28 protein-coding genes are annotated in these 24,091 nt (G+C 59.0%); 13 read left to right on the plus strand and 15 right to left on the minus strand.

The window, feature by feature from the left end:
• The first annotated feature begins 43 nt into the window (after positions 1-43).
• The 3 genes from ACR0L1_RS08795 to ACR0L1_RS08805 all read left to right on the plus strand — a co-directional run bounded on the left by ACR0L1_RS08795 (position 44) and on the right by ACR0L1_RS08805 (position 1,315).
• Entirely contained in the window at positions 44-259 is a 216-nt protein-coding gene (locus ACR0L1_RS08795; RefSeq protein ID WP_170353555.1) for a putative signal transducing protein, read from the plus strand.
• Positions 256-1,026 (plus strand): tRNA1(Val) (adenine(37)-N6)-methyltransferase, encoded by a 771-nt coding sequence (locus ACR0L1_RS08800; protein WP_480504472.1) that lies wholly within the window; start codon positions 256-258, stop codon positions 1,024-1,026. Before ACR0L1_RS08795 ends, ACR0L1_RS08800 begins: the two co-directional genes overlap by 4 nt.
• Positions 1,027-1,150: 124 nt before the next feature.
• A complete protein-coding gene (locus ACR0L1_RS08805; RefSeq protein WP_170353553.1) occupies positions 1,151-1,315 on the plus strand; it encodes a YdcH family protein in 165 nt (54 codons plus the stop codon).
• Here ACR0L1_RS08805 and yddG read toward each other — a convergent pair.
• From yddG to ACR0L1_RS08850, 9 genes are all read right to left on the minus strand, one after another.
• Entirely contained in the window at positions 1,312-2,178 is an 867-nt protein-coding gene (yddG, locus tag ACR0L1_RS08810; RefSeq protein ID WP_480504473.1) for an aromatic amino acid exporter YddG, read from the minus strand. The two genes, ACR0L1_RS08805 and yddG, sit on opposite strands and share 4 nt — an antisense overlap.
• Complete coding sequence (locus ACR0L1_RS08815) at positions 2,175-3,122, minus strand: transcriptional regulator GcvA (RefSeq protein ID WP_170789688.1); 948 nt, start codon at positions 3,120-3,122, stop codon at positions 2,175-2,177. The genes yddG and ACR0L1_RS08815 overlap by 4 nt, the downstream gene beginning before the upstream one ends.
• 298 nt (positions 3,123-3,420) lie before the next feature.
• Positions 3,421-4,143 carry an acetoacetyl-CoA reductase gene (phbB, locus tag ACR0L1_RS08820; RefSeq protein ID WP_480504475.1) on the minus strand — a complete coding sequence of 241 codons (723 nt, stop codon included), beginning with the start codon at positions 4,141-4,143 and terminating at the stop codon, positions 3,421-3,423.
• A gap of 185 nt (positions 4,144-4,328) precedes the next feature.
• A complete protein-coding gene (locus tag ACR0L1_RS08825) occupies positions 4,329-5,504 on the minus strand; it encodes an acetyl-CoA C-acetyltransferase (protein WP_480858302.1) in 1,176 nt (391 codons plus the stop codon).
• 183 nt (positions 5,505-5,687) lie between these two features.
• A complete protein-coding gene (locus tag ACR0L1_RS08830) occupies positions 5,688-6,521 on the minus strand; it encodes an EAL domain-containing protein (RefSeq protein ID WP_480504476.1) in 834 nt (277 codons plus the stop codon).
• 87 nt (positions 6,522-6,608) lie between these two features.
• Positions 6,609-6,797, minus strand: coding sequence for a hypothetical protein (locus tag ACR0L1_RS08835; protein ID WP_170784944.1), 189 nt, complete (start codon positions 6,795-6,797; stop codon positions 6,609-6,611).
• Positions 6,798-6,888: 91 nt separating this feature from the next.
• Entirely contained in the window at positions 6,889-7,860 is a 972-nt protein-coding gene (locus ACR0L1_RS08840; RefSeq protein ID WP_480504477.1) for a sterol desaturase family protein, read from the minus strand.
• The gene (locus ACR0L1_RS08845; protein ID WP_480858305.1) at positions 7,857-8,243 is read right to left on the minus strand and encodes a hypothetical protein; all 387 of its coding nucleotides are present in this window, start codon (positions 8,241-8,243) and stop codon (positions 7,857-7,859) included. Before ACR0L1_RS08845 ends, ACR0L1_RS08840 begins: the two co-directional genes overlap by 4 nt.
• 132 nt (positions 8,244-8,375) lie before the next feature.
• Positions 8,376-8,942, minus strand: coding sequence for a TlpA disulfide reductase family protein (locus ACR0L1_RS08850; protein WP_170784938.1), 567 nt, complete (start codon positions 8,940-8,942; stop codon positions 8,376-8,378).
• Between the two features lie 21 nt (positions 8,943-8,963).
• Here ACR0L1_RS08850 and argH point away from each other — a divergent pair, with 21 nt between their 5' ends.
• From argH to ACR0L1_RS08875, 5 genes are all read left to right on the plus strand, one after another.
• The gene (argH, locus tag ACR0L1_RS08855) at positions 8,964-10,352 is read left to right on the plus strand and encodes an argininosuccinate lyase (protein WP_480504479.1); all 1,389 of its coding nucleotides are present in this window, start codon (positions 8,964-8,966) and stop codon (positions 10,350-10,352) included.
• The gene (locus ACR0L1_RS08860) at positions 10,352-10,534 is read left to right on the plus strand and encodes an argininosuccinate lyase (RefSeq protein WP_170772579.1); all 183 of its coding nucleotides are present in this window, start codon (positions 10,352-10,354) and stop codon (positions 10,532-10,534) included. The genes argH and ACR0L1_RS08860 overlap by 1 nt, the downstream gene beginning before the upstream one ends.
• 76 nt (positions 10,535-10,610) lie before the next feature.
• On the plus strand, positions 10,611-10,760 hold the full coding sequence (locus ACR0L1_RS08865; RefSeq protein WP_480504480.1) for a hypothetical protein: 150 nt from the start codon (positions 10,611-10,613) through the stop codon (positions 10,758-10,760).
• Between the two features lie 65 nt (positions 10,761-10,825).
• Positions 10,826-12,091 carry a diaminopimelate decarboxylase gene (gene lysA / locus ACR0L1_RS08870; protein ID WP_480858308.1) on the plus strand — a complete coding sequence of 422 codons (1,266 nt, stop codon included), beginning with the start codon at positions 10,826-10,828 and terminating at the stop codon, positions 12,089-12,091.
• Between the two features lie 40 nt (positions 12,092-12,131).
• Positions 12,132-14,669 carry a TIGR02302 family protein gene (locus ACR0L1_RS08875; RefSeq protein ID WP_480858310.1) on the plus strand — a complete coding sequence of 846 codons (2,538 nt, stop codon included), beginning with the start codon at positions 12,132-12,134 and terminating at the stop codon, positions 14,667-14,669.
• A 16-nt stretch (positions 14,670-14,685) separates the two neighbouring features.
• Here the strand turns inward: ACR0L1_RS08875 and ACR0L1_RS08880 are convergent, their stop codons facing one another.
• Complete coding sequence (locus ACR0L1_RS08880; protein WP_480858312.1) at positions 14,686-15,600, minus strand: zinc-ribbon domain-containing protein; 915 nt, start codon at positions 15,598-15,600, stop codon at positions 14,686-14,688.
• Between the two features lie 183 nt (positions 15,601-15,783).
• On the opposite strand from ACR0L1_RS08880, the gene ACR0L1_RS08885 reads away from it, so the two are divergent.
• From ACR0L1_RS08885 to ACR0L1_RS08905, 5 genes are all read left to right on the plus strand, one after another.
• Positions 15,784-16,461, plus strand: a complete 678-nt coding sequence (locus ACR0L1_RS08885; protein WP_170773058.1) for a cell division ATP-binding protein FtsE — start codon at positions 15,784-15,786, stop codon at positions 16,459-16,461.
• 20 nt (positions 16,462-16,481) lie between these two features.
• Positions 16,482-17,357 carry a cell division protein FtsX gene (locus tag ACR0L1_RS08890; protein WP_174819436.1) on the plus strand — a complete coding sequence of 292 codons (876 nt, stop codon included), beginning with the start codon at positions 16,482-16,484 and terminating at the stop codon, positions 17,355-17,357.
• Positions 17,354-18,094: a lysophospholipid acyltransferase family protein gene (locus tag ACR0L1_RS08895; RefSeq protein WP_170772567.1), complete on the plus strand. Its 741-nt coding sequence runs from the start codon at positions 17,354-17,356 to the stop codon at positions 18,092-18,094. Before ACR0L1_RS08890 ends, ACR0L1_RS08895 begins: the two co-directional genes overlap by 4 nt.
• The gene (locus ACR0L1_RS08900; protein ID WP_480858314.1) at positions 18,081-18,686 is read left to right on the plus strand and encodes a pyridoxamine 5'-phosphate oxidase family protein; all 606 of its coding nucleotides are present in this window, start codon (positions 18,081-18,083) and stop codon (positions 18,684-18,686) included. The genes ACR0L1_RS08895 and ACR0L1_RS08900 overlap by 14 nt, the downstream gene beginning before the upstream one ends.
• An 83-nt stretch (positions 18,687-18,769) precedes the next feature.
• Entirely contained in the window at positions 18,770-19,813 is a 1,044-nt protein-coding gene (locus ACR0L1_RS08905; RefSeq protein WP_480858316.1) for a sterol desaturase family protein, read from the plus strand.
• Positions 19,814-19,867: 54 nt separating this feature from the next.
• Here ACR0L1_RS08905 and lpdA read toward each other — a convergent pair whose 3' ends face one another.
• The 5 genes from lpdA to odhB all read right to left on the minus strand — a co-directional run bounded on the left by lpdA (position 19,868) and on the right by odhB (position 24,091).
• A complete protein-coding gene (lpdA, locus tag ACR0L1_RS08910) occupies positions 19,868-21,256 on the minus strand; it encodes a dihydrolipoyl dehydrogenase (protein WP_480858318.1) in 1,389 nt (462 codons plus the stop codon).
• Positions 21,257-21,335: 79 nt separating this feature from the next.
• Positions 21,336-21,725 carry an MAPEG family protein gene (locus tag ACR0L1_RS08915; RefSeq protein WP_480858320.1) on the minus strand — a complete coding sequence of 130 codons (390 nt, stop codon included), beginning with the start codon at positions 21,723-21,725 and terminating at the stop codon, positions 21,336-21,338.
• Positions 21,726-21,789: 64 nt separating this feature from the next.
• On the minus strand, positions 21,790-22,182 hold the full coding sequence (locus ACR0L1_RS08920) for an MAPEG family protein (protein WP_170772559.1): 393 nt from the start codon (positions 22,180-22,182) through the stop codon (positions 21,790-21,792).
• 128 nt (positions 22,183-22,310) lie between these two features.
• On the minus strand, positions 22,311-22,580 hold the full coding sequence (locus ACR0L1_RS08925; protein WP_170784916.1) for a hypothetical protein: 270 nt from the start codon (positions 22,578-22,580) through the stop codon (positions 22,311-22,313).
• A gap of 2 nt (positions 22,581-22,582) precedes the next feature.
• A complete protein-coding gene (gene odhB, locus ACR0L1_RS08930) occupies positions 22,583-24,091 on the minus strand; it encodes a 2-oxoglutarate dehydrogenase complex dihydrolipoyllysine-residue succinyltransferase (protein ID WP_480858322.1) in 1,509 nt (502 codons plus the stop codon).

Below are 24,091 nucleotides of genomic sequence, written 5' to 3' on the forward strand. Positions count from 1 at the left end.
CAAGGCTCGACATCCCAGTCGGCTTGCCCTTACATCCATCCCCATGAAAGAACTTTTGCGCAGCACTGATCCGACGATTCTGGCCTTTGCATCCGCTCTTCTTGAGGGCGAGGATATAGACTGCTTTCAGATGGACGTAAATATGAGCATCCTCGAAGGTGGTATCGGAATCTTCCCTCGCCGCTTGATGGTGCGCGCGGATGACCTGACCCGCGCCGAACGTGTCATGCACGACAATGATATCCCTTTGGGTCGATGACACTGTTTGCTGACGCCGACCTGACCCGAAATGACTTTTTGGGAGGACGTGTGCGCCTGCGGCAACCCCGTAAGGGGTATCGCGCAGGCGTGGACCCTGTTTTTTTGGCCGCATCTGTACCCTCAATGCCCGGCCAGACGGTTCTGGAATTGGGGTGTGGTGCTGGGGCCGCCGTTTTATGCCTGCTGGCGCGGGTGCCAGACCTGCAGGCTGTGGGGGTCGAATTGCAGCCTGCTTATGCTGATCTGGCGCGTCGGAATGCCGCTGAGAACGGCACCACGCTTGAGGTTTTTGAGGCTGATCTGACCGCTTTGCCGTCCGATCTCAAACAGCGCCAGTTCGATCACGTTATTGCGAACCCGCCCTATTATCGGGCCGGAGCGCACAGCCCTGCGGCGGATGAAGGCCGTAGCGCCGCATTGGGTGAAAACACGCCGTTGAACCTTTGGATCGAGACTGCGGCCAAACGCCTTGCCCCCCGGGGTTATCTGCACATGATTCAGAAAGCGGACCGGTTACCAGATATGCTGGCCGCCTGCGAGGGGTGCTTGGGGTCTGTCGAAGTATTGCCATTATCCGCCCGTGTTGGTCGACGTGCTGAACTGGTTATTCTGAGGGCTAGAAAGGGCGGAAAAGCCGCGTTTCAACTGCATGCCCCGCTGGTTCTCCATTCAGGTGAGCGCCATGAGGTAGACGGTGACAGTTACACTCCGCCAGTTTCGGCCGTATTGCGCGAAGGGGCTGGCTTGCCCGGATTTTCCAGCTGACAGGCATTAACCAGCCGATTTTGTCGGATTTGTTATATTTTCTATGCACCCGCAGCGTGACAGGGTGGAAACGATGTGCTCAACTTCTTACGTGAAACTCAGACATCAACAGAGGAGTACCGCCATGAGCGTGAGCGCACACCTGACCGAACTTAAGAAAAAGCACGAAAACCTCGGTCTTGAAGTTGAACAAGCACAACGCTCGCCTGGTATCGACGACCTTCACATTGCTCAGCTCAAAAAACAGAAGCTAAGGCTCAAGGAAGAGATTGAGCGATTGTCGAGTTAACGGCGCATACTGGCCCGGGCGGCAATTAAGGCGCCGCCAGTGATTAAAACGGCCGCGATCGCCAGACCCCAGCTTGGGGCGGCGATCCCGGCGACCACCAGAACAAGTGTAGACAGAAGCGGGGCCGCGTAAGATGACGTGCCCAGAATTTGAATGTCTCCCTGCTTGACCCCGATATCCCAGACATAAAACGCCAAGCCAACGGGCCCCAGCCCAAGAGCTATGACCGATCCCCAGCTCAGAATGGTTTCTGGCCAGACTGTCTCTTCAATGGCGATGTGCAAAAGGCCCGAGGCAACGGCCGTGGCCACACAGAACACAGCGACCGAACTGGTTGGCGTGTCGCCCAGACGACGCGACAGCACGGAATAGCCCGACCATGTCAGCGCGCACAGCAGTGCCAGTGCATAGCCAGGCAAATGTTCGGCCTGGAAACCGCTGCTACCCCCGCCCGCGATGATCACGGCGGCCCCGGCGAAACCCAGACAGGCTCCGATCAAATGGCCGATCCGCAGATGTTCTCCGGGCAAGAGCCCCGAGAGCAGAACAATCAGAAGAGGCCACAGATAGGCGATCAGCCCGGCCTCTGCAGCAGGGGCCATTCGCAAAGCCGAGAAATACAGCGCATGATAGCCAAAAAGACCGATTGTCCCGAACAGATAGGTGGTCCAGGGGATTTCTCGAAGCTGACTCAACCCGCCTGTGGCCCATGTCCAAACCAATCCCAGCGTCCCCCCGATGGAAAAGCATAGGGCGTTCAGCAGCAAAGGCGGCGTGGGCGCGGACCCAACCGTAAAGAGGGCCAGCAGGGCCCAAAGCAGGACGGCGACAAAACCGATTCCTGTTGCGTGCGTTCTTGTCACGGTGCGGGTACCTCTTCCACAGGAATGATTTCGAACTCATCCGATAAGTGCGCAGTCTTTTCAATCTCGGACATGAACCAATCGCGGAATGCCGCAATCTGAGGTCTGCTTTCGGCCCCTTTCAGACACAGGAACCGGAATCGTCCCATGGTCTCGATTGCGACCTTGAAGGGGGCGACCAACCGGCCCTCTGCCAGATCCTTGATAATCATAGCCCTTCGACCGAGCACGACGCCCACTCCGGCAACTGCCGCGTCAATCGCATGATCCGCGTTGGAAAAATGCGCGCCGTGCTGTGGGTTGAAGTCTACCCCGACGGCCCGAAACCAGGTGGGCCAGTCAGACGGGGGCCGCAGAAACGCAATCGAGTCGTCAAAGATCAATGGCGCCTCCCGCAGGCTTTCAGGCGTTGGGAATTGTTCGGCCAAATCCGGGGTCATCACCGGGGTCAGCCATTCCTTGCGGACGGGCACGGAATACAGGCCCTCATCCCCGCCATAGCCAAAGCGGATCGCCACATCCACATCGTCCCGTTCGAGGTCCATGTTACGTAATGTGGCCGAGAACTTCAGGTCGATCTCAGGATGCGCCCGGGCAAAGTCATATAGTCGGGGAGCTAGCCATTTGGCCGTCAACGCCGGGCCCGCCGTAACGGTCAGACTGGTATCATTCCCTTGCCGCCGGGCGGCCTGCCACGCGGCTTGCAATGTGGCGAACCCGTCTGCCGCGCCAGGGGCTAAGGCGCGCCCAGCCTCTGTCAATTCCACCGCCCGATTGAGGCGACGAAACAGGGGGCGTCCCAGATGTTCCTCCAACGACTTAATCTGAAAGGACAAGGCTGCGGGCGTGACATGCAGTTCCTCAGCAGCCTTGGCAAAGGACATGTGACGGGCGGCGGCATCAAAGGCGCGCAAGGCGGTCAGCGGCGGAAGGTAGTCGCTCATAGGGCAAGAAATTCTTAATTGAGATCAGAAAAAAGCTCGTTTGTCGCTCTAGAAAATAAGCCTCATATTGATCTCAAGTCAAACAAAGCTGAACTGAAAGGATACTTGTCATGATCGAGGCTACCTCCAGCCCCTCTGTCGCCCGCGCCTTTCGGCGTGCCCATTTCGAACGGTCCCGCGCGATCGGTGACTTGGTGAAGTGGCTATTTGGTTCCCGCTGAGCGCAGCGCGCGCGTTCTTACGGGATAAAAAAGGGCCGGTCATAGTGACCAGCCCTTTTTTGATTCTGAATTTGGGATCAGACGAAGAACTGCGCACCGTTGGCCGAAATGGTCGAGCCATTGATGAATTGCGAATCGTCCGATGCCAGGAAGGCCACGCAGCGTGCGATTTCTTCGGGCTCACCCAGACGTCCCGCCGGGATTTGGCCGATGATCGACTCGCGTACCTTTTCAGGCACAGCCATGACCATCTCGGTTGCGATGTAGCCGGGGCAGATGGCGTTTGCGGTGATACCAGCCCGCGCGCCTTCCTGTGCCAGCGACTTCACGATGCCCAGATCACCGGCCTTGGTCGCGGCATAGTTCACCTGTGCGAACTGACCTTTCTGACCATTGATCGAGCTGATGACGATGATGCGGCCGAACTTGCGCTCGCGCATGCCGGGCCAGACGGGGTGGACGGTGTTGAACACGCCGGTCAGGTTGGTGTCGATCACCTGATGCCACTGTTCCGGGGTCATCTTGTGGAACGGAGCGTCGCGGGTGATGCCCGCGTTGGCGACCACGATGTCGATGGGGCCAAGCTCGGCCTCAACCTTTTCGATACCCGCTTTGGATTCGTCATAATCAGCCACGTTCCACTTGTATGTGGCGATGCCGGTTTCCTCGGTGAATTTTGCGGCCGCTTCGTCGTTTCCGGCATAGGTGGCTGCAACATTGTACCCTTCGGCTTTCAGCGCCTTGGAAATTGCTGCGCCGATGCCGCGGGAACCGCCGGTGACGAGTGCTGTACGTGCCATTTAGGCTTCCTCCAATTTAAATCGTCTTGGTAATGCTGTTACTTTGATAGGTGATCTTGCGCAATATTGTTTCGTTGAGAATCATCGAAACCCATAGGGCAATATCGTCGCATCTTTGGGTCAGCCCCAATGTAACAAAAAAGGGCGCCTACGGGGCGCCCTTTCTATGTTCAGTGCTTAATAGCTTAGTAGCGCTCCACGCAGAGGGCGACGCCCATGCCGCCGCCGATGCAAAGGGTCGCCAGACCCTTCTTCGCGTCGCGGCGTTTCATTTCGAACAGAAGCGTGTTCAGAACGCGGCAGCCCGAGGCGCCGATCGGGTGGCCGATGGCAATTGCGCCTCCGTTCACGTTTACGATCGACGGGTCCCAACCCATGTCCTTGTTCACGGCGCAAGCTTGCGCAGCGAAGGCTTCGTTGGCCTCAATCAAATCCAGGTCGTCGACTGACCAGCCCGCTTTTTCCAGCGCTTTGCGCGAGGCGTAGATCGGGCCAACGCCCATGATCGACGGGTCCAGGCCCGCCGTCGCATAGGAGGCGATCCGGGCCAGAGGTTCAATCCTACGCTTCTCGGCGTTTTCTGCCGACATCAAAAGGGTCGCCGCTGCGCCATCATTCAGGCCGGATGCGTTGGCCGCCGTGACCGAGCCATCCTTGGTGAAAGCGGGGCGCAGCTTGGCCATCGCCTCCATCGTTGCGCCGTGCCGGATATATTCGTCGCTGTCCATCACGATGTCGCCCTTGCGGGTTTTGATGGTGAAGGGCGTGATCTCATCTGCGAACTTACCAGCTTTTTGTGCGGCTTCGGCCTTGTTTTGGCTGGCGACGGCAAATTCATCCTGCATATCGCGGCTGATCTGCCATTTCTCGGCTACGTTCTCGGCTGTCTGACCCATGTGGTAGCCGTTGAACGCATCCCACAAACCATCGCGGATCATGGTGTCGATATATTTCATGTCACCCATCTTGTGACCGGCGCGCAGCGCGGCAGCGTGAGGAGACATGGTCATGTTTTCCTGACCACCAGCAGCGACGATTTCCGCATCGCCCAGTTGGATATGCTGCGCACCCAGTGCAACCGCGCGCAGGCCCGAACCGCAGACTTGGTTGATCCCCCAGGCCGCGCTTTCCTGTGGAAGACCCGCATTGATATGCGCCTGACGCGCTGGGTTCTGACCCTGTGCCGCAGTCAGAACCTGGCCCATGATGGTCTCGCTGACCTCACCCTTTTCGATCCCAGCGCGTTCGACGACGGCTTCGAGAACGGCGGTACCCAAATCATGCGCGGGTGTGTTTGCGAACGAGCCACCAAAACTGCCGACGCCTGTGCGTGCTGCCGATGCGATTACTACGTTGGTCATTAAGACAATCCTTTACCGTCAAGGTTCTGTGGGAAACGTGACGGCGCAGGCGATAGGGAAAGGCCCTTATCGGTTCAGAGCGCCTCATGATCCCCCGCTCCAACTGTCCATGGAATAGCGCAATGCTGCACATGCAGCAACGGTCAGCTTGTCTCAGGCCGAAGTTGGGTAATGCCGCGCGGGTCAACCCGCTGATTGTTCAATGTTCTTTGCTGTCCATGGCGCCGATACGCTGGGTGCGCCGAACAAGAAACCCTGAAGGCAATCGACGCCATTTGCGACAAGAAACTCTGCGTCTTCTTTCCTTTCGACCGATTCGGCAGTGACAAGAATCTCAAACTCGCGGGCGACGGCGATCAGGGCGCGGACCAGGGCCTGATTGTCCCGGTTGGCGGCAATGCCGCGTACGAACTGGCCGTCGATCTTGGCGGCATCGAACAGAAACTCTCGGAAATGGCGGAAACTGAAATTGCTGGCGCCGAAGTCGTCCAGCGCAAAGGCAATACCGCGCGGTTGCATCCGATCCATGAAATCCATCACCAGATCGGGCAGGGTCATCGCCGAGCTTTCCGAAATCTCAAGGATCAGGCGGTCGCCGATGCTGGTGTCTTTCTTCAAGAACCGCTCCAGCACGCGGGACCATCGCGCGAAGCCGATCGAGCGCGCGGACATGTTGATGGACAGGCGGATATCGGGGTGTCGGGCCAGTGTGCGCAACCCCATCTCTAAGGCAATACAGTCCAGTTCCCGACCGATAGGCGTGTTTTCCAACTGTGGCATGAAATCTCGCGCGGGAATTACCCGGCCGGTTTCGTCCAGTACCCGGATGAACCCTTCGTAGAAGGCGACGCCGTGCGGCGCGTCGGCCTGCATCACCGGCTGAAAGGCCAGCTTGCATTGTCTGTGCTTCACGGCGTCCGAGGCCATTTGAACCGTTGAGGCATCGCGCGATGTCACAGCCGCGTCCAAAGGGCTGTCCGACCCTTCGGGCAAATCTGCCAGGTGTTTGTCCGCCATGATTGCCTTGCCTTTTGTCGCTTTAGGTCAAGGTTGGATTTCAGACGAAACTTGTGAATTTGAGGTTAATGAGGGTGCGATTGCCGACTAACGGGCAACCTCCCAGGCACGACCGACCGTAATCGCCGCCCCGATGACTGCGCCTGCAAATCCCAGAGCCATCATAATGAAACCAAACGCGATAAGAGGCGCTGCACCGCCGCTGAGCGCGGACAACATGGCCACGACCAGACCCGCCAATCCCAGAAAGGTCGAAAGGGTCGTGATGCGGGTCATATCAGATCTCCGGGTTAAGCGGCTGCGTATCAATGTGATATGGACCGCTCGGATCGGTATTCAAGAAACGAAACCGTGTGGATCGGCGGATTTAAGCCTGTTCTGCCTGCGATTTGGGCAGGTCGGCCCGGAAATGCTCGAATCCGGGCGTTCCGCGATCTTCGGGGTGCAGGGCGATGTGCTTGGCTTTGATCTGTTGGGAATTGTCCCGGCTTCCATCGTGGCTATACCCCGGTGGGGCAAAGCAATAGGCCAGACGCTGGCGTAGGGTCAGGCCCGGTTGCGAGGCATCGCGCCAGATCCCGACCCATTCGTGAAACGCCACGCGCAACGGATTGAATGTGCCGATATTGTGGACCAGTCCGAAATCGACGCGGTCATCCTCCTGCTCGGGGACGAAGGTCCCGAACATCTTGTCCCAGATGATAAAGACACCGGCATAGTTGCAGTCTAAGTAGCGCGCATTGCGGCCATGATGGGCGCGGTGGTGGCTGGGGGTGTTCATCACCGCCTCGAACCACCGGGGCATCTTGCCGATGGCTTCGGTGTGGATCCAGAACTGATAGATCAGGTTCAGACCGCCCACGAACAGAACCATGGCCGGGTGGAACCCCAACAATATCAAGGGTGCGCGCACGACCATCATGAAAGTGAAGGTATAGGTCCAGGTCTGTCGCAGCGCGGTCGTCAGGTTGTAATGCTGCGAGCTGTGGTGGTTCACATGGCTGGCCCAGACCCAGCGGATGCGATGGCCGAACCGATGCACCCAGTAATACCGCAGGTCATCCAACACAAAACACAGGACGATGACGGGGATCGAGGTGCCCAGATCCAACGGAGTGATCTGCCACAGCCACATGAAGAACGCATAGGCGATGAACCCCAGCAGCAGGCCCGAAGCGATATTCCCCGCGCCCATGATCAACGAGGTTACAGCATCGCGTGTCTCGTACCGGCCACCTTTGCCTTTGACGGCTATCCAAAGAAACTCGGCCAGAATCGCAGCGATGAAAAAGGGCACGGCCCACTGAACGGCATCCGGAAAGGTGACTTGGTCGGTCATGCGGGCTCCATCAGGTTGTGCCAGTGCTTGCGCTCGGTGTCATCGAGGTGGATCAGGACGCGGGGCGTGCCGAAGTCGTGAAAGCGGACCTCGAACCCTTTGGGGTGGTCCAGCCAATCGAAATCCTGAAGGTGTCGCGCGACCGTGTCGGCGCCGAAAGACCAAACAAGACCGTTGCCCGCAGGTGTGCGGATCAAAGCCGTATGGCCGTCATTGGTGATTGTTACATCAACAACCTCGTCGCCGGGTACATGTCGCAACCAAGCGGCTTTTGCGACGTCCGGGGTTAGCTGCGTGACACGAGACTTGCCCGCAAGATGCATCATCAAGGTGATCCCCGCGATCCCCCCGATCACCAGAACCAGCAATATTCCAAGCGGCATAACCATCCTCCCGCAGGACAGAGTGCAAGTCGGCTGCGGCAGTGTCAAAGGTGGCGTTGCGTAAGCCTTTCGCAGAAAACGACCGGCCCGCGAGGCACGGACCGGTTACTGCATTTTTAAAGTCGACTGCGATCAGCTTTCGCCGCCCACCAATGCGCCGACAATCGCCTTGGCACTGTCCGAGTTCCATTCGGCATCGCCGATCAGACGGGCAATCTCGTCTCCGTTGGGATCAAGGATCACAGTAATCGGCAGGGCAATCACGCCGAATTCCCGCGCCACAGCCGAACCGGGATCCTGATGGCGGGGCAAGTTGTCGATACCGGTTTCGTCGAAGAACTTCTTGATACCGGCAGGTGAGTTACGGCCAGTGGCAAGTGTCACAACCTCGAACTTGTCGCCGCCGAACTCTTCCTGAAGCTCAGCGATCTGGGGCATTTCCTTTCGGCAAGGCGCACACCACGTGGCCCAGAAGTTCACCAGAACATATTTGCCTTTGTAATCGGCCAGTGTCGCTGTACCGCCGTCATCTTCCAACTGAAACTCAACAGCGGCCTTGGGCTTGGGCTCTTTGTGCAGGATCAGCCGTTTCAACGTGCCTTCGCGCAATGGCTTAAGAGTTTCTATATCTGCGGCCAAAGCCGCATTTGCACCCAGCGCAAGGGCCATATAAAGGGGGATCAGACGAAATAGGCGCATATCAACTCCGGGTTTTCTTACATGACCGATCAATCCTCGAACCAGATGTGGGGCGGCCGCTTTGCCGCCGGTCCAGACGCGATCATGGAGGCAATCAATGCCTCGATCGGGTTCGATCAGCGGATGGCAGCCCAGGACATCGCAGGCTCGCGCGCCCATGCCGCCATGTTAGCGGCCACAGGCGTCATAAGTGATAGTGATGCGCAGGCTATTCGGGAAGGGCTGCTCACAGTCTTGTCAGAAATCCAGTCCGGTTCGTTTCAGTTTTCGACGGCGCTGGAAGACATCCATATGAATGTCGAGGCGCGCCTGAAAGCGGTGATCGGAGAGCCCGCGGGTCGTTTGCACACAGGGCGTTCGCGAAACGATCAGGTCGCGACTGATTTTAAACTGTGGGTGCGTGATCAGTTCGATGCGGCCGAAACCGGCCTGCTGGCGCTGATCCGGGCGTTGTTGACACAGGCCGAGGCTGGGGCCGATTGGGTCATGCCCGGATTTACCCACTTGCAAACGGCGCAGCCCGTCACATGGGGTCATCACATGATGGCTTATGTCGAGATGTTTGGCCGCGACCTTTCCCGTGTCCGTGACGCCCGCGCGCGGATGAACGAATCTCCCTTGGGCGCTGCTGCGCTTGCGGGCACGTCTTTCCCTATCGATCGGGACATGACCGCCCAGGCGCTGGGCTTTGACCGCCCAGCCGCGAACTCTCTTGATGCGGTCAGCGACCGAGATTTTGCTTTGGAATTCCTGTCCACCGCCTCGATCTGCGCAGTTCACCTGTCGCGTTTTGCCGAGGAACTGGTGATCTGGTCCTCGGCCCAGTTCCGGTTTGTGACGCTGTCGGATCGCTTCTCGACCGGTTCGTCGATCATGCCGCAAAAGAAAAACCCCGATGCGGCCGAGCTGATCCGCGCCAAAGTTGGCCGTATCTACGGCGCGAACACCGCGCTGATGATGGTGATGAAGGGCTTGCCGCTGGCCTATTCCAAGGACATGCAGGAAGACAAGGAACAGGTCTTTGACGCTGCCGACAACTGGATGCTGGCGCTGGCGGCGATGGAGGGCATGGTCAAGGATATGTCTGCCAACCGTGACAGTTTGGCGGCTGCGGCAGGGTCAGGTTTCTCGACGGCGACCGATCTGGCTGACTGGCTGGTAAGGGTGCTGGGCCTGCCGTTCCGCGATGCGCATCACGTCACCGGATCGCTTGTTGCCATGGCCGAAGCCCAGGGCTGCGACCTGCCTGATCTGACCCTTGAGGACATGCAATCGGTTCACGCTGATATCACCGACGATGTCTATTCTGTCCTTACGGTCGAAAATTCGGTAAACTCGCGTCAATCCTTTGGCGGCACGGCACCCGATCAGGTGCGGGCCCAGATCAAGCGGTGGAAGGCGCTGGTGTGATGCGGATTTTACGTGTGGTGCTTTTGGTCTCGGCTGGTGCGGTGCTGGCCGGGTGCGGTGCGGATGGCGAGCCGATCCAACCCACCATGAGCGCCAATATCGGCGTCGGCAGCAGCGGCACCTATGGCGGCGTTGGTGTCGGGTTGCGTAAAGGCGGTCTGGGCGTGTTCCTGGGGCTGTAATTAATCGTCAATCTCTATTCGGCACTTTCAAACCTGACCCGATCAGCAGGATCGGATCGAGATACATGAGACAAATATGAAATTCATCGCACTGTTACTGCCCGTTCTTTTCCTGGCCGCCTGTGATCCGTCCTACACACCGCGCCCCGAGCCTGAAGCGCAATCCAGCGGGTCCGGTATCTCGCTTTCGGGCTATGGTCGGGTCGGCGTCGGCGTTCGCAAGTAACGGCCCGCGCAGCCGTGTACGGAATCCATTGATCCGCAGACCTCTTTTGGTCTAAGCGCGCTTGTATGGATCACTTTCTCTACCGCGACGGCGCGCTTTTCGCCGAGGATGTCCCAATCTCCGAAATCGCAGCCGCGGTCGGAACCCCGTTCTATGTCTATTCGACGGCGACCTTGCTGCGGCATTTCAAGCTGTTCGATGACGCGCTGAACGGGATGGATCACCTTGTCTGCTACGCGATGAAGGCGGCCAGCAATCAGGCGATTCTGAAGACGTTGGCGCAGGCGGGCGCGGGGATGGATGTGGTGTCGGGGGGGGAATATCTGCGGGCCAAGGCCGCAGGCGTGCCTGGCGACAAGATCGTATTCTCGGGCGTTGGCAAGACAGCGGATGAGATTCGCACCGCGCTGACCGGTGGCATCCGCCAGTTCAACGTGGAATCCGAGCCTGAGATGGAAGTGATCAACACGGTCGCACTGGACTTGGGCGTGATTGCGCCGATCACCGTGCGGGTGAACCCGGATGTAGACGCGAAAACCCACGCCAAGATCGCTACCGGCAAGTCGGAAAACAAATTCGGCATCCCAATCGCGCGCGCGTCCGAGGTGTATGCCCATGCCGCCACCCTGCCGGGACTGGATGTGATTGGCATCGACGTTCATATCGGCTCACAACTGACCAATCTTGAGCCGTTCGAGCTGGCCTATACCAAGGTTGCCGAGCTGACCGAGCAGCTTCGCAGCGAAGGCCATAATATCCGCCGCCTTGATCTGGGGGGCGGTCTCGGCATTCCCTATACACGTGCCAATGACGCGCCGCCGCTACCTGTGGAATATGGAGCTTTGATCCAGAAAACGCTGGGCCATCTGGGCTGCGAGATTGAAATCGAACCGGGCCGTCTGATCGCGGGCAATGCGGGTTTGATGGTCAGTAAGGTGATCTATGTGAAATCGGGCGAGGGACGCGATTTCCTGATCCTGGATGGGGCCATGAACGACCTGATCCGCCCTGCGATGTACGAGGCGCATCATGATATCGTCGCCGTGACCGAGCCCGCGCCGGGTGTGGAACAGCAGCCCTATGACATTGTGGGCCCCGTGTGCGAAACCGGCGACACCTTTGCCAAACAGCGCAACATGCCGCCGCTTGCAGCCGGTGATCTGGTCGCTTTCCGCAGCGCCGGGGCCTATGGTGCGGTGATGGCCAGTGAGTACAATACGCGCCCATTGATCCCCGAGGTTCTGGTGCACGAAGATCAATTCGCCGTAATTCGTGAACGCCCGAGCTTTGACGAAATCATAAACCGGGATACCATACCCGAATGGCTCTGACGCGATAGGCGCGCGGGCCTGCTGACGGAGGCCCGCCTTAATGGCTAAACAGACCCTGCCGATCCCTAGACTGTCCCTGTGGCTGACCCACGCAGGGATGTTGGCTGAGCAGGTCTGGCGGGCTTTCTGGCCGTTTTTCTCGATCCTGATGGCGATTCTGGCGGCTTTGATGCTGGGATTGCAGGATTTCGTACGGGTTGAAACCGTCTGGATCGTCGGCGCACTGGCATTACTGAGTCTGTTGGGCGCGCTGGTCATTGGCGCAAGGCGATTCCATATCCCCAGCCGGGCCGAGGCGCTGATGCGGTTGGATGAGACGCTGCCAGGGCGACCGATTCAGGCTCTGATGGATGATCAGGCCATTGGTGCGATGGATGCAGATTCTGTGGCGTTGTGGCAGGCGCACCAATCCCGCATGGCCGCAAGTGCCGCGCAGGCTGAGCCGGTGAAGCCCAACCTGCGGCTTGCGGATCGTGATCCCTATGCCCTGCGCTATTCGGCCCTGTTGGCGCTGGTGATCGCAACGCTCTTCGGGTCGTTTTGGCGTATTGGTACGGTGGCCGAGATGACCCCCGGCGCCGCTGTCGCAGGACAGGGGCCGAGTTGGGAAGGCTGGGTCGAGCCTCCGCGTTATACCGGTCTGCCGACATTGTATCTGGCCGATCAGTCCGACCCGACCTTGTCGATTCCTCAGGGAAGCCGAATTACTTTGCGGTTTTACGGAGAAGTCGGCGCGCATAGCCTGACTGAAACCACCACGCCTCTGGGCACCGAAGGCGCGACCGATCCGGAACAAGAAATCGTTGTCGATAAATCGGGTGTTCTGAAAATCGACGGACCCTCGGGCCGGGATTGGGCGCTGGATATCATCGCAGACGCACCGCCCCATATCGCGGTGGCAGATATCGCCGAGTCCGAGGCGGGTGGGCGGATGAAGCTGCCTTTCGCAGCGGGGGATGATTATGGGGTCGAATCCGGCTCGGCCCTGATTGAACTTGACCTGGCCTCGGTCGATCGCCGCTATGGCCTGACGCTTGAACCCGAACCGCGCGAGGCAATTGCGGTGGAGCTACCGATGCCGATCACCGGCGACCGGTCTGATTTCATCGAAGACCTGATCGAAGACTTCTCGGAGCACCCTTGGGCGCATTTGCCGGTCAAGATCACCCTGACAGCGCGGGATGCGGCTGATCAGGAAACGCAGTCTGAGCCCTACATGACCGCTTTGCCGGCGCGCAGGTTCTTTGACCCGCTGGCGGCGGCAATCATCGAACAACGTCGCGATCTGCTTTGGACGCGGGACAACGCAACGCGAGTCTCCCAGCTGTTGCGCGCGGTTTCGCACCTTCCTGAAGGCTTCTTCCGCTCGGATACCGCATACTTGCGGCTGCGCGTGACATTGCGGCGGCTTGAGACCTTCAATGAATACGGTCTGAAACCTCAGCAGCAGGCCGAGATTGCCCAGGCCCTGTGGGATCTGGCGGTGCAGATCGAAGATGGAACGCTGGCCGATGCGCTGGAACGGATGCGGCGCGCGCAAGAACGCCTGACCGAAGCGATGCAGAATGGTGCGACAGATGAGGAAATCGCCGAGTTGATGCAAGAGCTGCGCGAGGCCACGGACGAGTACATGCGTCAGCTTCAGCGCCTTGCACAGGAAGGCGACAGCGAAGAGCGTCAGTCCGGCCAGAATGGCGAAAGCATGCAAATGACGCAGGACGACCTGCAACGCATGATGGACCGCATTCAGGAGCTTATGGAACAGGGCCGGATGGCCGAAGCCCAACAGGCGCTGGAGGAATTCCAGCAGATGATGGAAAACATGCGCGTCACCCAGGGGCAGGGTCAGGGCCAACAATCCGAAGGCCAACAGGCCATGGAAGGGCTGGCCGAGACGCTGCGCGAACAGCAGGGACTAAGCGATCAGGCGTTCCGGGATTTGCAGGAACAGTTCAATCCGGGCGCGCAGGCTGGTGAAAACCAAGGCAATGAAGGCCGCAACGGTGGTCAGGGGCGCGGCGAAAGCCATGAAGGACAAGGCGGCCAGGGTCAGGGCTCGGATCAGGCGGGCGAGGGCCAGCAGGGTCAGGGATCGCTGGCGGACCGACAACAGGCCCTGCGCGATGAATTGGGCCGCCAGCAGCAGAACCTGCCGGGTGGCGGAACGCCCGAAGGGGATGCCGCACGTGACGCATTGGACCGCGCGGGTCGTGCCATGGATGATGCAGAACAGGCCCTGCGCGGCGATGATCTGGCCGAGGCGATTGACCGTCAATCCGAGGCGATGGAGGCGCTGCGCGAAGGGATGCGCTCATTGGGCGAGGCATTGGCGCAAAACCAGCAGAACCAACCGGGTCAAGGCACGCAGGACGGTGATATGCAGGCCAATAACCGCGATCCGCTGGGGCGCAGTCCGGGGTCGTCTGGGTCAATCTCGACCGATGAAGGCATGCTTCAAGGCGAGGACGTCTATCGCCGCGCGCGCGAGCTTCTGGATGAAATCCGCCGCCGGACCGGTGAATCAGACCGCCCGCAGCTTGAGCTTGAATACCTCAAACGTCTGCTCGAACGGTTCTGATTTCTCAAGGTCTGATTTACTGCGCGCCTGAACTGGTCTGCGCTTGTAGCCACAGCCGCGCCTGATCAACTAACGAGACAAAGCTGTCCAGCACCGGATCGGCTTGAGGGACAGCTTCGGAAATCTGTTGCGCGTTGCCGTAGATCAGAAACAGGATCACGCCAATGACGACCATCAGCAGGAATCCGCGGCGGAACCCGCCGCTGGGGGCCTTGCGGGGCAAAGGCTGAACCTGTTCTTTCTTCTTTTTCTTGGGCTTCTTTTTCGCAACAGGTTCGTCGCTGCGCAGACTTGAATTTATGGCCTCCACGTCCGGCAAATCTTCTTTTTTAGCAGGGTCTTTGGCGGCCTCGGTGGCGGTCAGTTCGCGGATCGCCTGCTCCGGATCGGGTTCAGGTTCCGGCTCCGGCGTAGGTTTGGGTTCTGGCGGGGTCAGGGCCAGATCGGTCTGCGTTTCAAGGCTTTCTGCCTCTTGCGCCCGCAGATCGGCCTCGCGCGCGGCCTCTTCCTTGAGAATGCTCGAGACCGATGGGTCGACATGGCTGCCTGCGGGGGTATCCGCAGGTTTGGGCGCCGCCTGAGGCGTGGGTTGGGGTTCCGGTTGAGGTGGCGGCGGCGCGGGCTTTGGTTCTGGCTGTGGTGGCGCTGCCTCTGGCTCTGGCTGCGGCGCAGGTTGTTGTGCAGGCTGCGGCTCGGAGTCTGGCTGCGGCTCGGGTTCTGGCTGCGGCGCGGGTTGCGGAGCCGGTTGAGGCTCGGGCGCTTGTTCGCTTGCCTCTACCTCGGGTACAACCGGGTCAGGTTCGGGTGCGGTGGTCTTGGCCTGAAACCAGGTCTTTTCGCAGTTCGAACATTGCACATCGCGGCCTTCTGCCGGGATCACCTCGTCCGGAACCTCATACTGGGCGCTGCAATTCGGACATGTAAGACGCATACTGCCTCCTGGCCACAATATTGGCCCGATAATAGTTTTTTCAGGAATGATATTCCGTTAAGACCTGACCGCAAAGGGTGTTTTCGGTTTCACACGACAAGTGTCGCCAATTCGACCCGGTGCAGAGATTGAAACATAAACCGCGCTCGGGCAAGAAGGGCGGTGAACAACCTGGGGGCCCCTGTGATCGAGCTGGAAAATGTCAGCTATACCTATGGTGGTGACGCATTGCTGAGCGATGTGTCCCTGCATCTGCAACCGGGGTCCTTCCACTTTCTGACCGGCCCGTCTGGCGCGGGCAAAACCACGTTACTGAAGCTCTGCTATGGCGCATTGTTGCCAACTTCGGGACGGTTGACTGCCTGCGATCAGAATGTTGCGGAATTGGATCGGGATCAGATGGCTCTGTTACGGAGGCGGATTGGGGTCGTCCACCAAGATTGCCGGTTTCTGGATCACCTGACATTGGCGGAAAACATTGCTCTGCCACTGATGGTGTCCGGCAAAGGTGAAAACGCGCAGAAAGAGGATATGGACGAGTTGCTGAACTGGGTCGGGCTGGGCGCACGGCAGGATGCTTTGCCCCCCGAGCTGTCCGGCGGCGAACGGCAACGCGCCGCCCTGGCACGGGCGGTTATCCTGTCACCAGATGTGGTTCTGGCCGACGAACCCACCGGAAATGTCGATTGGGACATGTCGCAGCGCCTTTTGCGGCTGCTGGTCGAGTTGAACAAGATGGGCAAAACTGTGTTGATCGCGACCCATGATCTTAGCCTGATCCGGGCGGCCAAAAGCCAGGTGCAGGCACGGGTTCTGCGGATTTCGCAACGCAACGTGCAACTGGCGGGGGCTGATCTGTGACGCAAGACAGTCTTCGCAACATGCTGTTGCCCGATAGCAGGGCCGACCGGGTGGTGCCCCCGACCGGGTATACGGCGCATCTGACCCTGTTCGTGTCCGGCGCGATGGCCTTTCTGGCGGTGTTTGCACTGGCACTGTCGCTTGCCTCTGACCGATTGGCCGAACGATGGGCCACGGAACTGGCTGGTGCGGCCACCCTGCGTATCAATGCCCCGGCTGATCAGATGGCGGCCCAGACTAAGGCCGCGTTGGATGTGTTGTCACAAACACCGGGTGTGGCTTCGGCGCGCGCGTTGACTGCCGAGGAACAGATCGCGTTGTTGTCCCCCTGGTTCGGGTCCGACCTGCCACTGGACACGCTGCCCGTACCGCAATTGATCGAGATTATCGAGGGCGAGCCCGGCATGGATGTGGCCGGTCTGCGCCTGCGTCTGGGGGCCGAGGCACCGGGCGCCGTTCTGGACGACCACACCCGCTGGCGCGCACCGCTGGTCGATGCGGCCATGTCACTGCGGCGTTTGGGTTGGATCTCGATCCTGCTGATCGGAGGGGCAACGGCGGCAATGATTACTCTGGCGGCTAATGCGTCGCTTGCGGCCAATGCCCAGATTATCGAGGTTCTGCGGCTTGTCGGTGCCCGCGACCGGTTCATCGCCCATGCTTTTGTGCGCCGTTTCACCTATCGCGCTTTCTTTGGGGCTGTGGTCGGCGTTCTGTTCGGTATGATCGGGGTGTTGCTATTGCCCGAAGCCTCGGATGAGGGAGGGTTTCTGACCGGTCTGGGATTTCGCGGTTTGGGCTGGTTGTTACCGGCGCTGATCCCGATCCTCGGTGCAGCCGTGGCTTTTCTGGCGACCTGGACGGCGGCAACGCGCAAATTGAAGGAGCTTTCGTGATGGCGGCAGTTCAATGGGTTCGGTCACTGATCTTCATGATCGTGATCTATGTGTGGATGCTGATTCTTGGGATCGTGTTCGCCCCCTATGCAATCTTTGCCAAACAAGGTGCGCGACGGGCGTGCAAGACCTATGCGCGCAGCACCATGTGGCTGGCTAGCTGGATGGTCGGTATCCGCTGTGAAGTGCGTGGCACGCCACCGGTTGATGAAGTGGTTGTTGGGGCAAAACACCAGTCGTTTCTTGATATTATGATGATCTTCAATGCCATGCCGCAGGCCAAGTTCATCATGAAACGCGAGCTTATGTGGACACCGATCATCGGGATATATGCGCGTCGGCTGGGCTGTATCCCGGTGGATCGTGGCAAGCGTGGCGCGGCGGTGGCCAAGATGGTCAAGGATGTGGCCAAAGAGTTTTCCGAACCCGGCCAGTTGGTGATCTACCCGCAAGGAACGCGCGTCGCGCCCGGCGCGCGCAAACCCTATAAGGTTGGAACCGCCGTGCTGTATGAGGGGCTTAACTTTCCGTGCATTCCTGTGGCGACCAATGCGGGTGTTTTCTGGCCCCGCACGGGCATTATGCGCAAGCCGGGCCTTGCGATCGTCGATTTCCTTGACCAGATCGAGCCCGGCGTTGACCGCGATCCGTTTCTGGCCCGCCTAGAAGAGGTGATCGAAACGCGCTCGAACGCGTTGATGCAGGAAGTGGGGTTTGACCTAGATGCAGTACATTGACGATATCGAAACGCTCGATGCACTCTATGGCACGCCAGCGGCACCGTCTTTGCGCAAAGTTGCGCCTCGTCTGACTCCGCTTTACCGGCAATGGATCATGGCTTCGCGGCTGTGCATCCTCAGCACGGTTGGGCCGGAAGGCGTGGATGGCAGCCCGCGTGGCGACGATGGTCCGGTGGTTCTGGAGCTGGACGACAGGACACTTGCCCTGCCGGATTGGCGTGGAAACAACCGGTTGGACAGCCTGCGTAATATCGTCCGTGACCCGCGCGTGGCGCTGATGTTCATAGTGCCCGGTTCCAACAACGTGGTGCGCGTGAACGGAACGGCCCGCGTGACTGCGGATCCCTGCTTGACCGCCCGGTTTGACAAAAAGGGCAAGCACCCCGCCACGGTGATCGTTATCGACATCGCTGAGGTCTACACCCAATGCGCCCGTGCGTTGATGCGGGCCCGTACTTGGCGCAGTGGTGACGAAAGCGCCACCCTTCCGACGATGGGGGAGATCCTGGCCGAAGCTTCGAACGGAGACGAAGGCGGCGCGCGCTATGACGCCGAATGGGGCGCGCGCGCCGAGAAAACGATGTGGTGATCAGCCCACAATATTTCACGGTATCGCCACACGGGTGGACAAATACGGACGTAAAAATAGGATGAGCGAAACCGGAGGCTTAGATGCAGCAGTTGCAAACATATTGGCAAGAGTTCCTGATCCACGCAAAAAGCGTGTTGTTGTATCCGCTTAACCCAGATAACCGAGTTTATGTCCTGTATCTGGCAACTTCTTTCCTCATCGCGTTCTGGATCTATGCCCGGAAAAGGCGTGTGTCTTCAGAGGTTGACGGAGAAACGACGTTCTTCGGGTTTCTGTTTCCAAAGAAAGTTTGGCGACATCCGTCAGCGTGGCTGGACGTAAGATATTTCTTCTTCCACATGCTGATTGGGCATTTCCTATTGCTAGGTCTTCTGGCCGGCTCTGCGGCGGTATCCTATTATTGGGCCAGTGGTGGGTTTGATCCTTCCACCGTTGAGGATGGCAAACACCTCACAGGTTGGGTGGGGGCCACTATCACCATAGTCTATATGTTTGTGCTCTTTCTGTTGTTGGATTTCATTGGCTTTTACTGCCACTATCTACAGCACAAAATTCCACTGTTGTGGCAGTTTCATAAAGTTCATCACAGCGCCGAGGTCATGCATCCAATCTCGAACTTCCGCGAACACCCCATCGACAATCTGTTCTACCTTGTGGCTATTGGTCTGGGGGGTGGCGCCGTAACGGGTTTTACCTTCCGTATATTGGGATATCACCCGAATATCCCAGTTGTTCTTGGGGTGCCGCTTTTGATGTTCCTGTTCAATGCCGTGGGCTACAATCTGCGGCACTCCCATATTTGGCTGCGTTGGCCGGGCGTCTGGTCCAAAGTCTTCCCATCCCCGGCGCATCATCATGTGCATCACAGTTGTCACCCGGATCATCTAGACAAGAACTTTGCCTTCATGTTCCCGGTTTGGGACGTGTTGTTCGGCACATATGTCATGCCGGATGATAATCGTGACGTGAAATTTGGTGTAACCGAGAAAGATAATGGCCAGGAATTAAATACGTGTATGAGACTGTATTTCGTTCCTTTCCGGGATGCATGGAATCTTATTCGACGGAAACAAGACGCCGGGCAGGAAACTCAGCAGCCTCACAATCGCGAGCCTGCTGAATAGGATTTACGCTAAAACGAAACGCGACGCTGTACGAACAAGTCGCGCTTTTGGTTCCTAGCTGTGTATTGGACCGTCGCCACAAGCCAGAGCCGCTTCGCGCACGGCCTCGGAATAGGTTGGGTGCGCGTGGCAGGTCAGGGCCAGATCCTCGGCCGAGGCGCCGAATTCCATTGCAACGCAGACCTCGTGGATCAGGTCCCCAGCTGCGGGGCCGATGATGTGGGCACCCAGAATACGGTCAGTCTCTTTGTCGGCCAGAATTTTCACAAAACCGTCGGCGGCAAAATTCGCCTTGGCGCGGCCATTGCCCATGAACATGAACTTGCCAACCTTGTAGTCACGGCCTGCTTCCTTCAGCGTGGCTTCGGTTTCGCCCACATTCGCGACTTCGGGCCAAGTATAAATCACGCCCGGAATGACACCATAGTTCACATGGCCATGCTTGCCTGCGATCTGTTCGGCTGCGGCCATGCCTTCATCCTCGGCCTTATGGGCCAGCATCGGGCCTTCGGTCACGTCACCGATGGCGTAGATTCCGGGCACGTTGGTTTGCCAGTCACTGCCGACCTTGATCTGACCGCGCGGTGTCATCTCAACCCCCAACGCGTCCAGCCCCAGCCCGTCCGAGAAGGGTTTGCGCCCGGTGGCGACCAGCACGGTGTCGGCCTCGATCATATGCTCGCTGTCATCTTTCAACAGCTTATAGGTGACTTTGGCCTTGGTCTTGGTGGCTTCGGTCTTTTGAACCGCAGCCCCCATGACAAAATTCAGACCCTGTTTCTTGAGGATACGCTGGAAGGTTTTCTGAACCTCGGGGTCCATGCCCGGCGTGATCTCCTTGAGGAATTCGATCACTGTCACCTCGGCCCCTAAACGGCTGTAGACCGAGCCCAGTTCCAGCCCGATCACGCCCGCGCCGATTACAACCATCTTTTTTGGAATCTTGCCCAGCGACAGCGCGCCGGTCGATGTCACGACGACCTTTTCGTCCACCTCAACACCGGGCAGCGAGGACGGCTCGGACCCTGATGCGATGATGATGTTTTTGGCGGTGTGAACCTCGTCACCCACCTTCACCTGGCCGGCAGCTGGGATCGAGCCCCAGCCTTTCAGCCAGTCGATTTTGTTCTTCTTGAACAGGAACTCGATGCCCTTGGTGTTGCCGTCGATCACCTCGTCTTTGTAGGCCTGCATCTGTTTCCAGTCGACCGAGGGGCTTTTACCCTTGAGGCCCATCTTGGCAAAGTTATGTTCTGCCTCGTGTAGCTGGTGACTGGCATGCAGCAGCGCCTTGGACGGGATGCAGCCCACATTCAGGCAAGTGCCGCCCAGCGTTTCACGCCCTTCGACAACGGCGGTTTTCAGGCCCAGCTGGGCGCAACGGATGGCGCAGACATAGCCGCCGGGGCCGGCTCCGATTACGATGACGTCATAGTTTGCCATTCAAATGGTCCTTTGTTGTTCTCGGGGGAGGGCATGCGCCCGGGTCCGTAGGCTTCTTATACCAGCGTGAGATGCAAGATTAAAACAGCGCCGCAAGCAGCATTGCGACAGTTGCGAAAAAGCTAACAAGCCAGACGATTGTACGCCATGGTGTCCAACCCAGCGCATAAGCGGGGACATAGATGACGCGTGCAACCAGAAAAATCCAGGCAGCAGTGGCGGTGAATGAGGTCGATTGTCCTGTCACGGTAATCACGAGGGCGGCGATGGCAAACAGGGTCAGCCCTTCGGTCAGGTTGCTGAGCGCACGATGCATCCGCCCCGAGGCTCCGGGCCGTTCAATTTCCGTGTCGCGGGGCCCGATCGCCTTGTTCACATCCATTTTGCCGTGGCTGACGGCCAGATAGGCAATGAACTGAACGGCCCAAAGCAAGGCGGCCAGGGTCAGAACTGTGATTTCGGGGGTCATTTGGTTATCCGATTTTGCAGGGCCTGAGAGTGGCCGCGTCGCCAAAGCCGCGGCCGAAAACGCCTCAAAGCGCCTGGAGGTATAGATAGGCCGTTGCGAAAAATCCGGCCAGCCAGACGGTTGTGCGCAGGAACGGTACGGGAATGGCAAACGCGTAGATCGGAACAAAAACGATCCGCGCGATCAGGAATATCTGCGCGGCAAACAACGTACCGCCGGTAAAAGCGTCCTTGGCGGACAGGATCAGAATGGCAGGTGCAAACAGTGCCATAGCGACGACTGAATTGGCCAAAGCGCGCTCCACCCGACCTGCGACGCCGGTCAGCGGCGGCATGTCATCGCGTGCGCCGCCCAGCGTCATCAACCCGACCTGAGACATTGCAGTCAGGATATTCAGCAAAACCACAATAATGACCACCAGGCCATAGAGGGCAAGAATCGAAAGCTCGGAAGACATGATAGGTATCCTTTTGTCAATCTCAGTCCGGTCTTGCGACTACCATTCACCGGGCGCGAAGGCAGGCTGGGTTCACGGGTATTTGCGTGCCCGTGTGCGAGTTGACCCCGCACACGGTTTTTTTCAGATCAGACTGGTTTCAGCAGTTTCACTTGAATATGGGCCACGCCGCCGCGTTCGTGGTGCATCGCCAGTTCCTGCGAATCCAGAAAAGCACGGGCCTTGTCCAGATCGCGCACCTCAAACATGGCGATGGCGTGATCGCGCTGATCAGGATCGCGCCAGACGTGCAGGTCATGGATACCTGCCGCCTTGCGCATTGGCTGATCTTCGCGGAACACGGTCAGCCAGGCGTTGAAATCAGCCACATCGGCCTGCCAGAGAACATGGGTTGCCATGATTACAGATCCATCAGCAGGCGGCGCGGATCTTCCAACGCCTCTTTGACGCGAACCAGGAAGGTCACCGCACCTTTGCCGTCAACGATCCGGTGGTCATAGGACAGCGCCAGATACATCATCGGGCGGATCACCACCTGACCATTGATCGCCATCGGGCGGTCCTGAATCTTGTGCATGCCCAGAATACCCGACTGCGGGGGGTTGAGGATCGGCGAGGACATCAGCGAGCCGTAAACACCACCGTTCGAGATGGTGAAGGTGCCGCCCTGCATCTCAGCCATGGACAGCTTGCCGTCACGGGCGCGCTTACCTTTTTCGGCAATGGCTTTCTCGATCGCAGCAAAAGACATGCTGTCAGCATCGCGGATGACCGGAACCACCAGACCGGTCGGCGTGCCGGCGGCCACGCCCATATGAACGAAGTTCTTGTAGACAATGTCGGTGCCGTCGATCTCGGCGTTCACCTCGGGCACTTCTTTCAGCGCGTGGCAGCAGGCCTTGGTGAAGAAGGACATAAAGCCCAGACGCACGCCGTGCTTCTTCTCGAACTGGTCCTTATACTGGCTGCGCAGTGCCATCACTTCAGTCATGTCCACCTCGTTGTAGGTGGTCAGCATGGCGGCGGTGTTCTGGCTGTCTTTCAGACGCTTGGCGATGGTCTGGCGCAGGCGAGTCATTTTGACCCGTTCCTCGCGCGCAGCGTCATCGGCGGCCACAGGCGCGCGCGGCGCAGGGGCAGGTGCCGGAGAGGCAGCAGGCGCGGGTGCGGCAGCCGTTGCCACGGCGCGGGCCACGTCTTCTTTCATGATGCGGCCGTCGCGGCCGGTGCCGGTGACCTGATCAGCCGACAGACCGGCTTGTGCCATCGCTTTCTCAGCCGAAGGTGCGTTGGACACGTCCTTGCCCGTGGCCGCAGCTGCAGGGGCCGCCGCTGCCGGAGCAGCCGCCGGAACCGCAACAGCACCTGCGCCCGAGATCACGGCCAGTTTCGCCGATGCGTCAACGGTCGTGCCCTCCGGCGCGGTGATTTCCGCAAGAACACCTGCGGCGGGGGCTGGAACTTCGACTGAAACCTTGTCGGTTTCCAGCTCACACAGCATTTCATCCTGCGCGACGGCGTCGCCGACCTGTTTGAACCATGTGGACACGGTCGCCTCGGTCACGGATTCACCCAGCGTGGGAACCATTACGTCAACGCTGCCACCCGATGCGGCCGGAGCCTCAGCTGCCGGGGCCGCCGCCGCCGGTGCCGGAGCAGCGGCTGCGCCCTCTCCTGCGGTGATAGTGGCCAACAAGGCATCAACGCCAACGGTTTCACCCTCGGCGGCGACGATCTCGCCCATCACGCCGGCTGCGGGGGCGGGCACTTCGACTGTAACTTTGTCAGTCTCCAACTCGCACAGCATTTCATCCACGGCCACTGCGTCACCCGGCTTCTTGAACCAGGTTGCAACTGTGGCCTCGGTGACCGACTCGCCCAGCGTGGGAACACGAACTTCAATGGACAT

This window comes from Ruegeria sp. J8 (assembly GCF_056531925.1).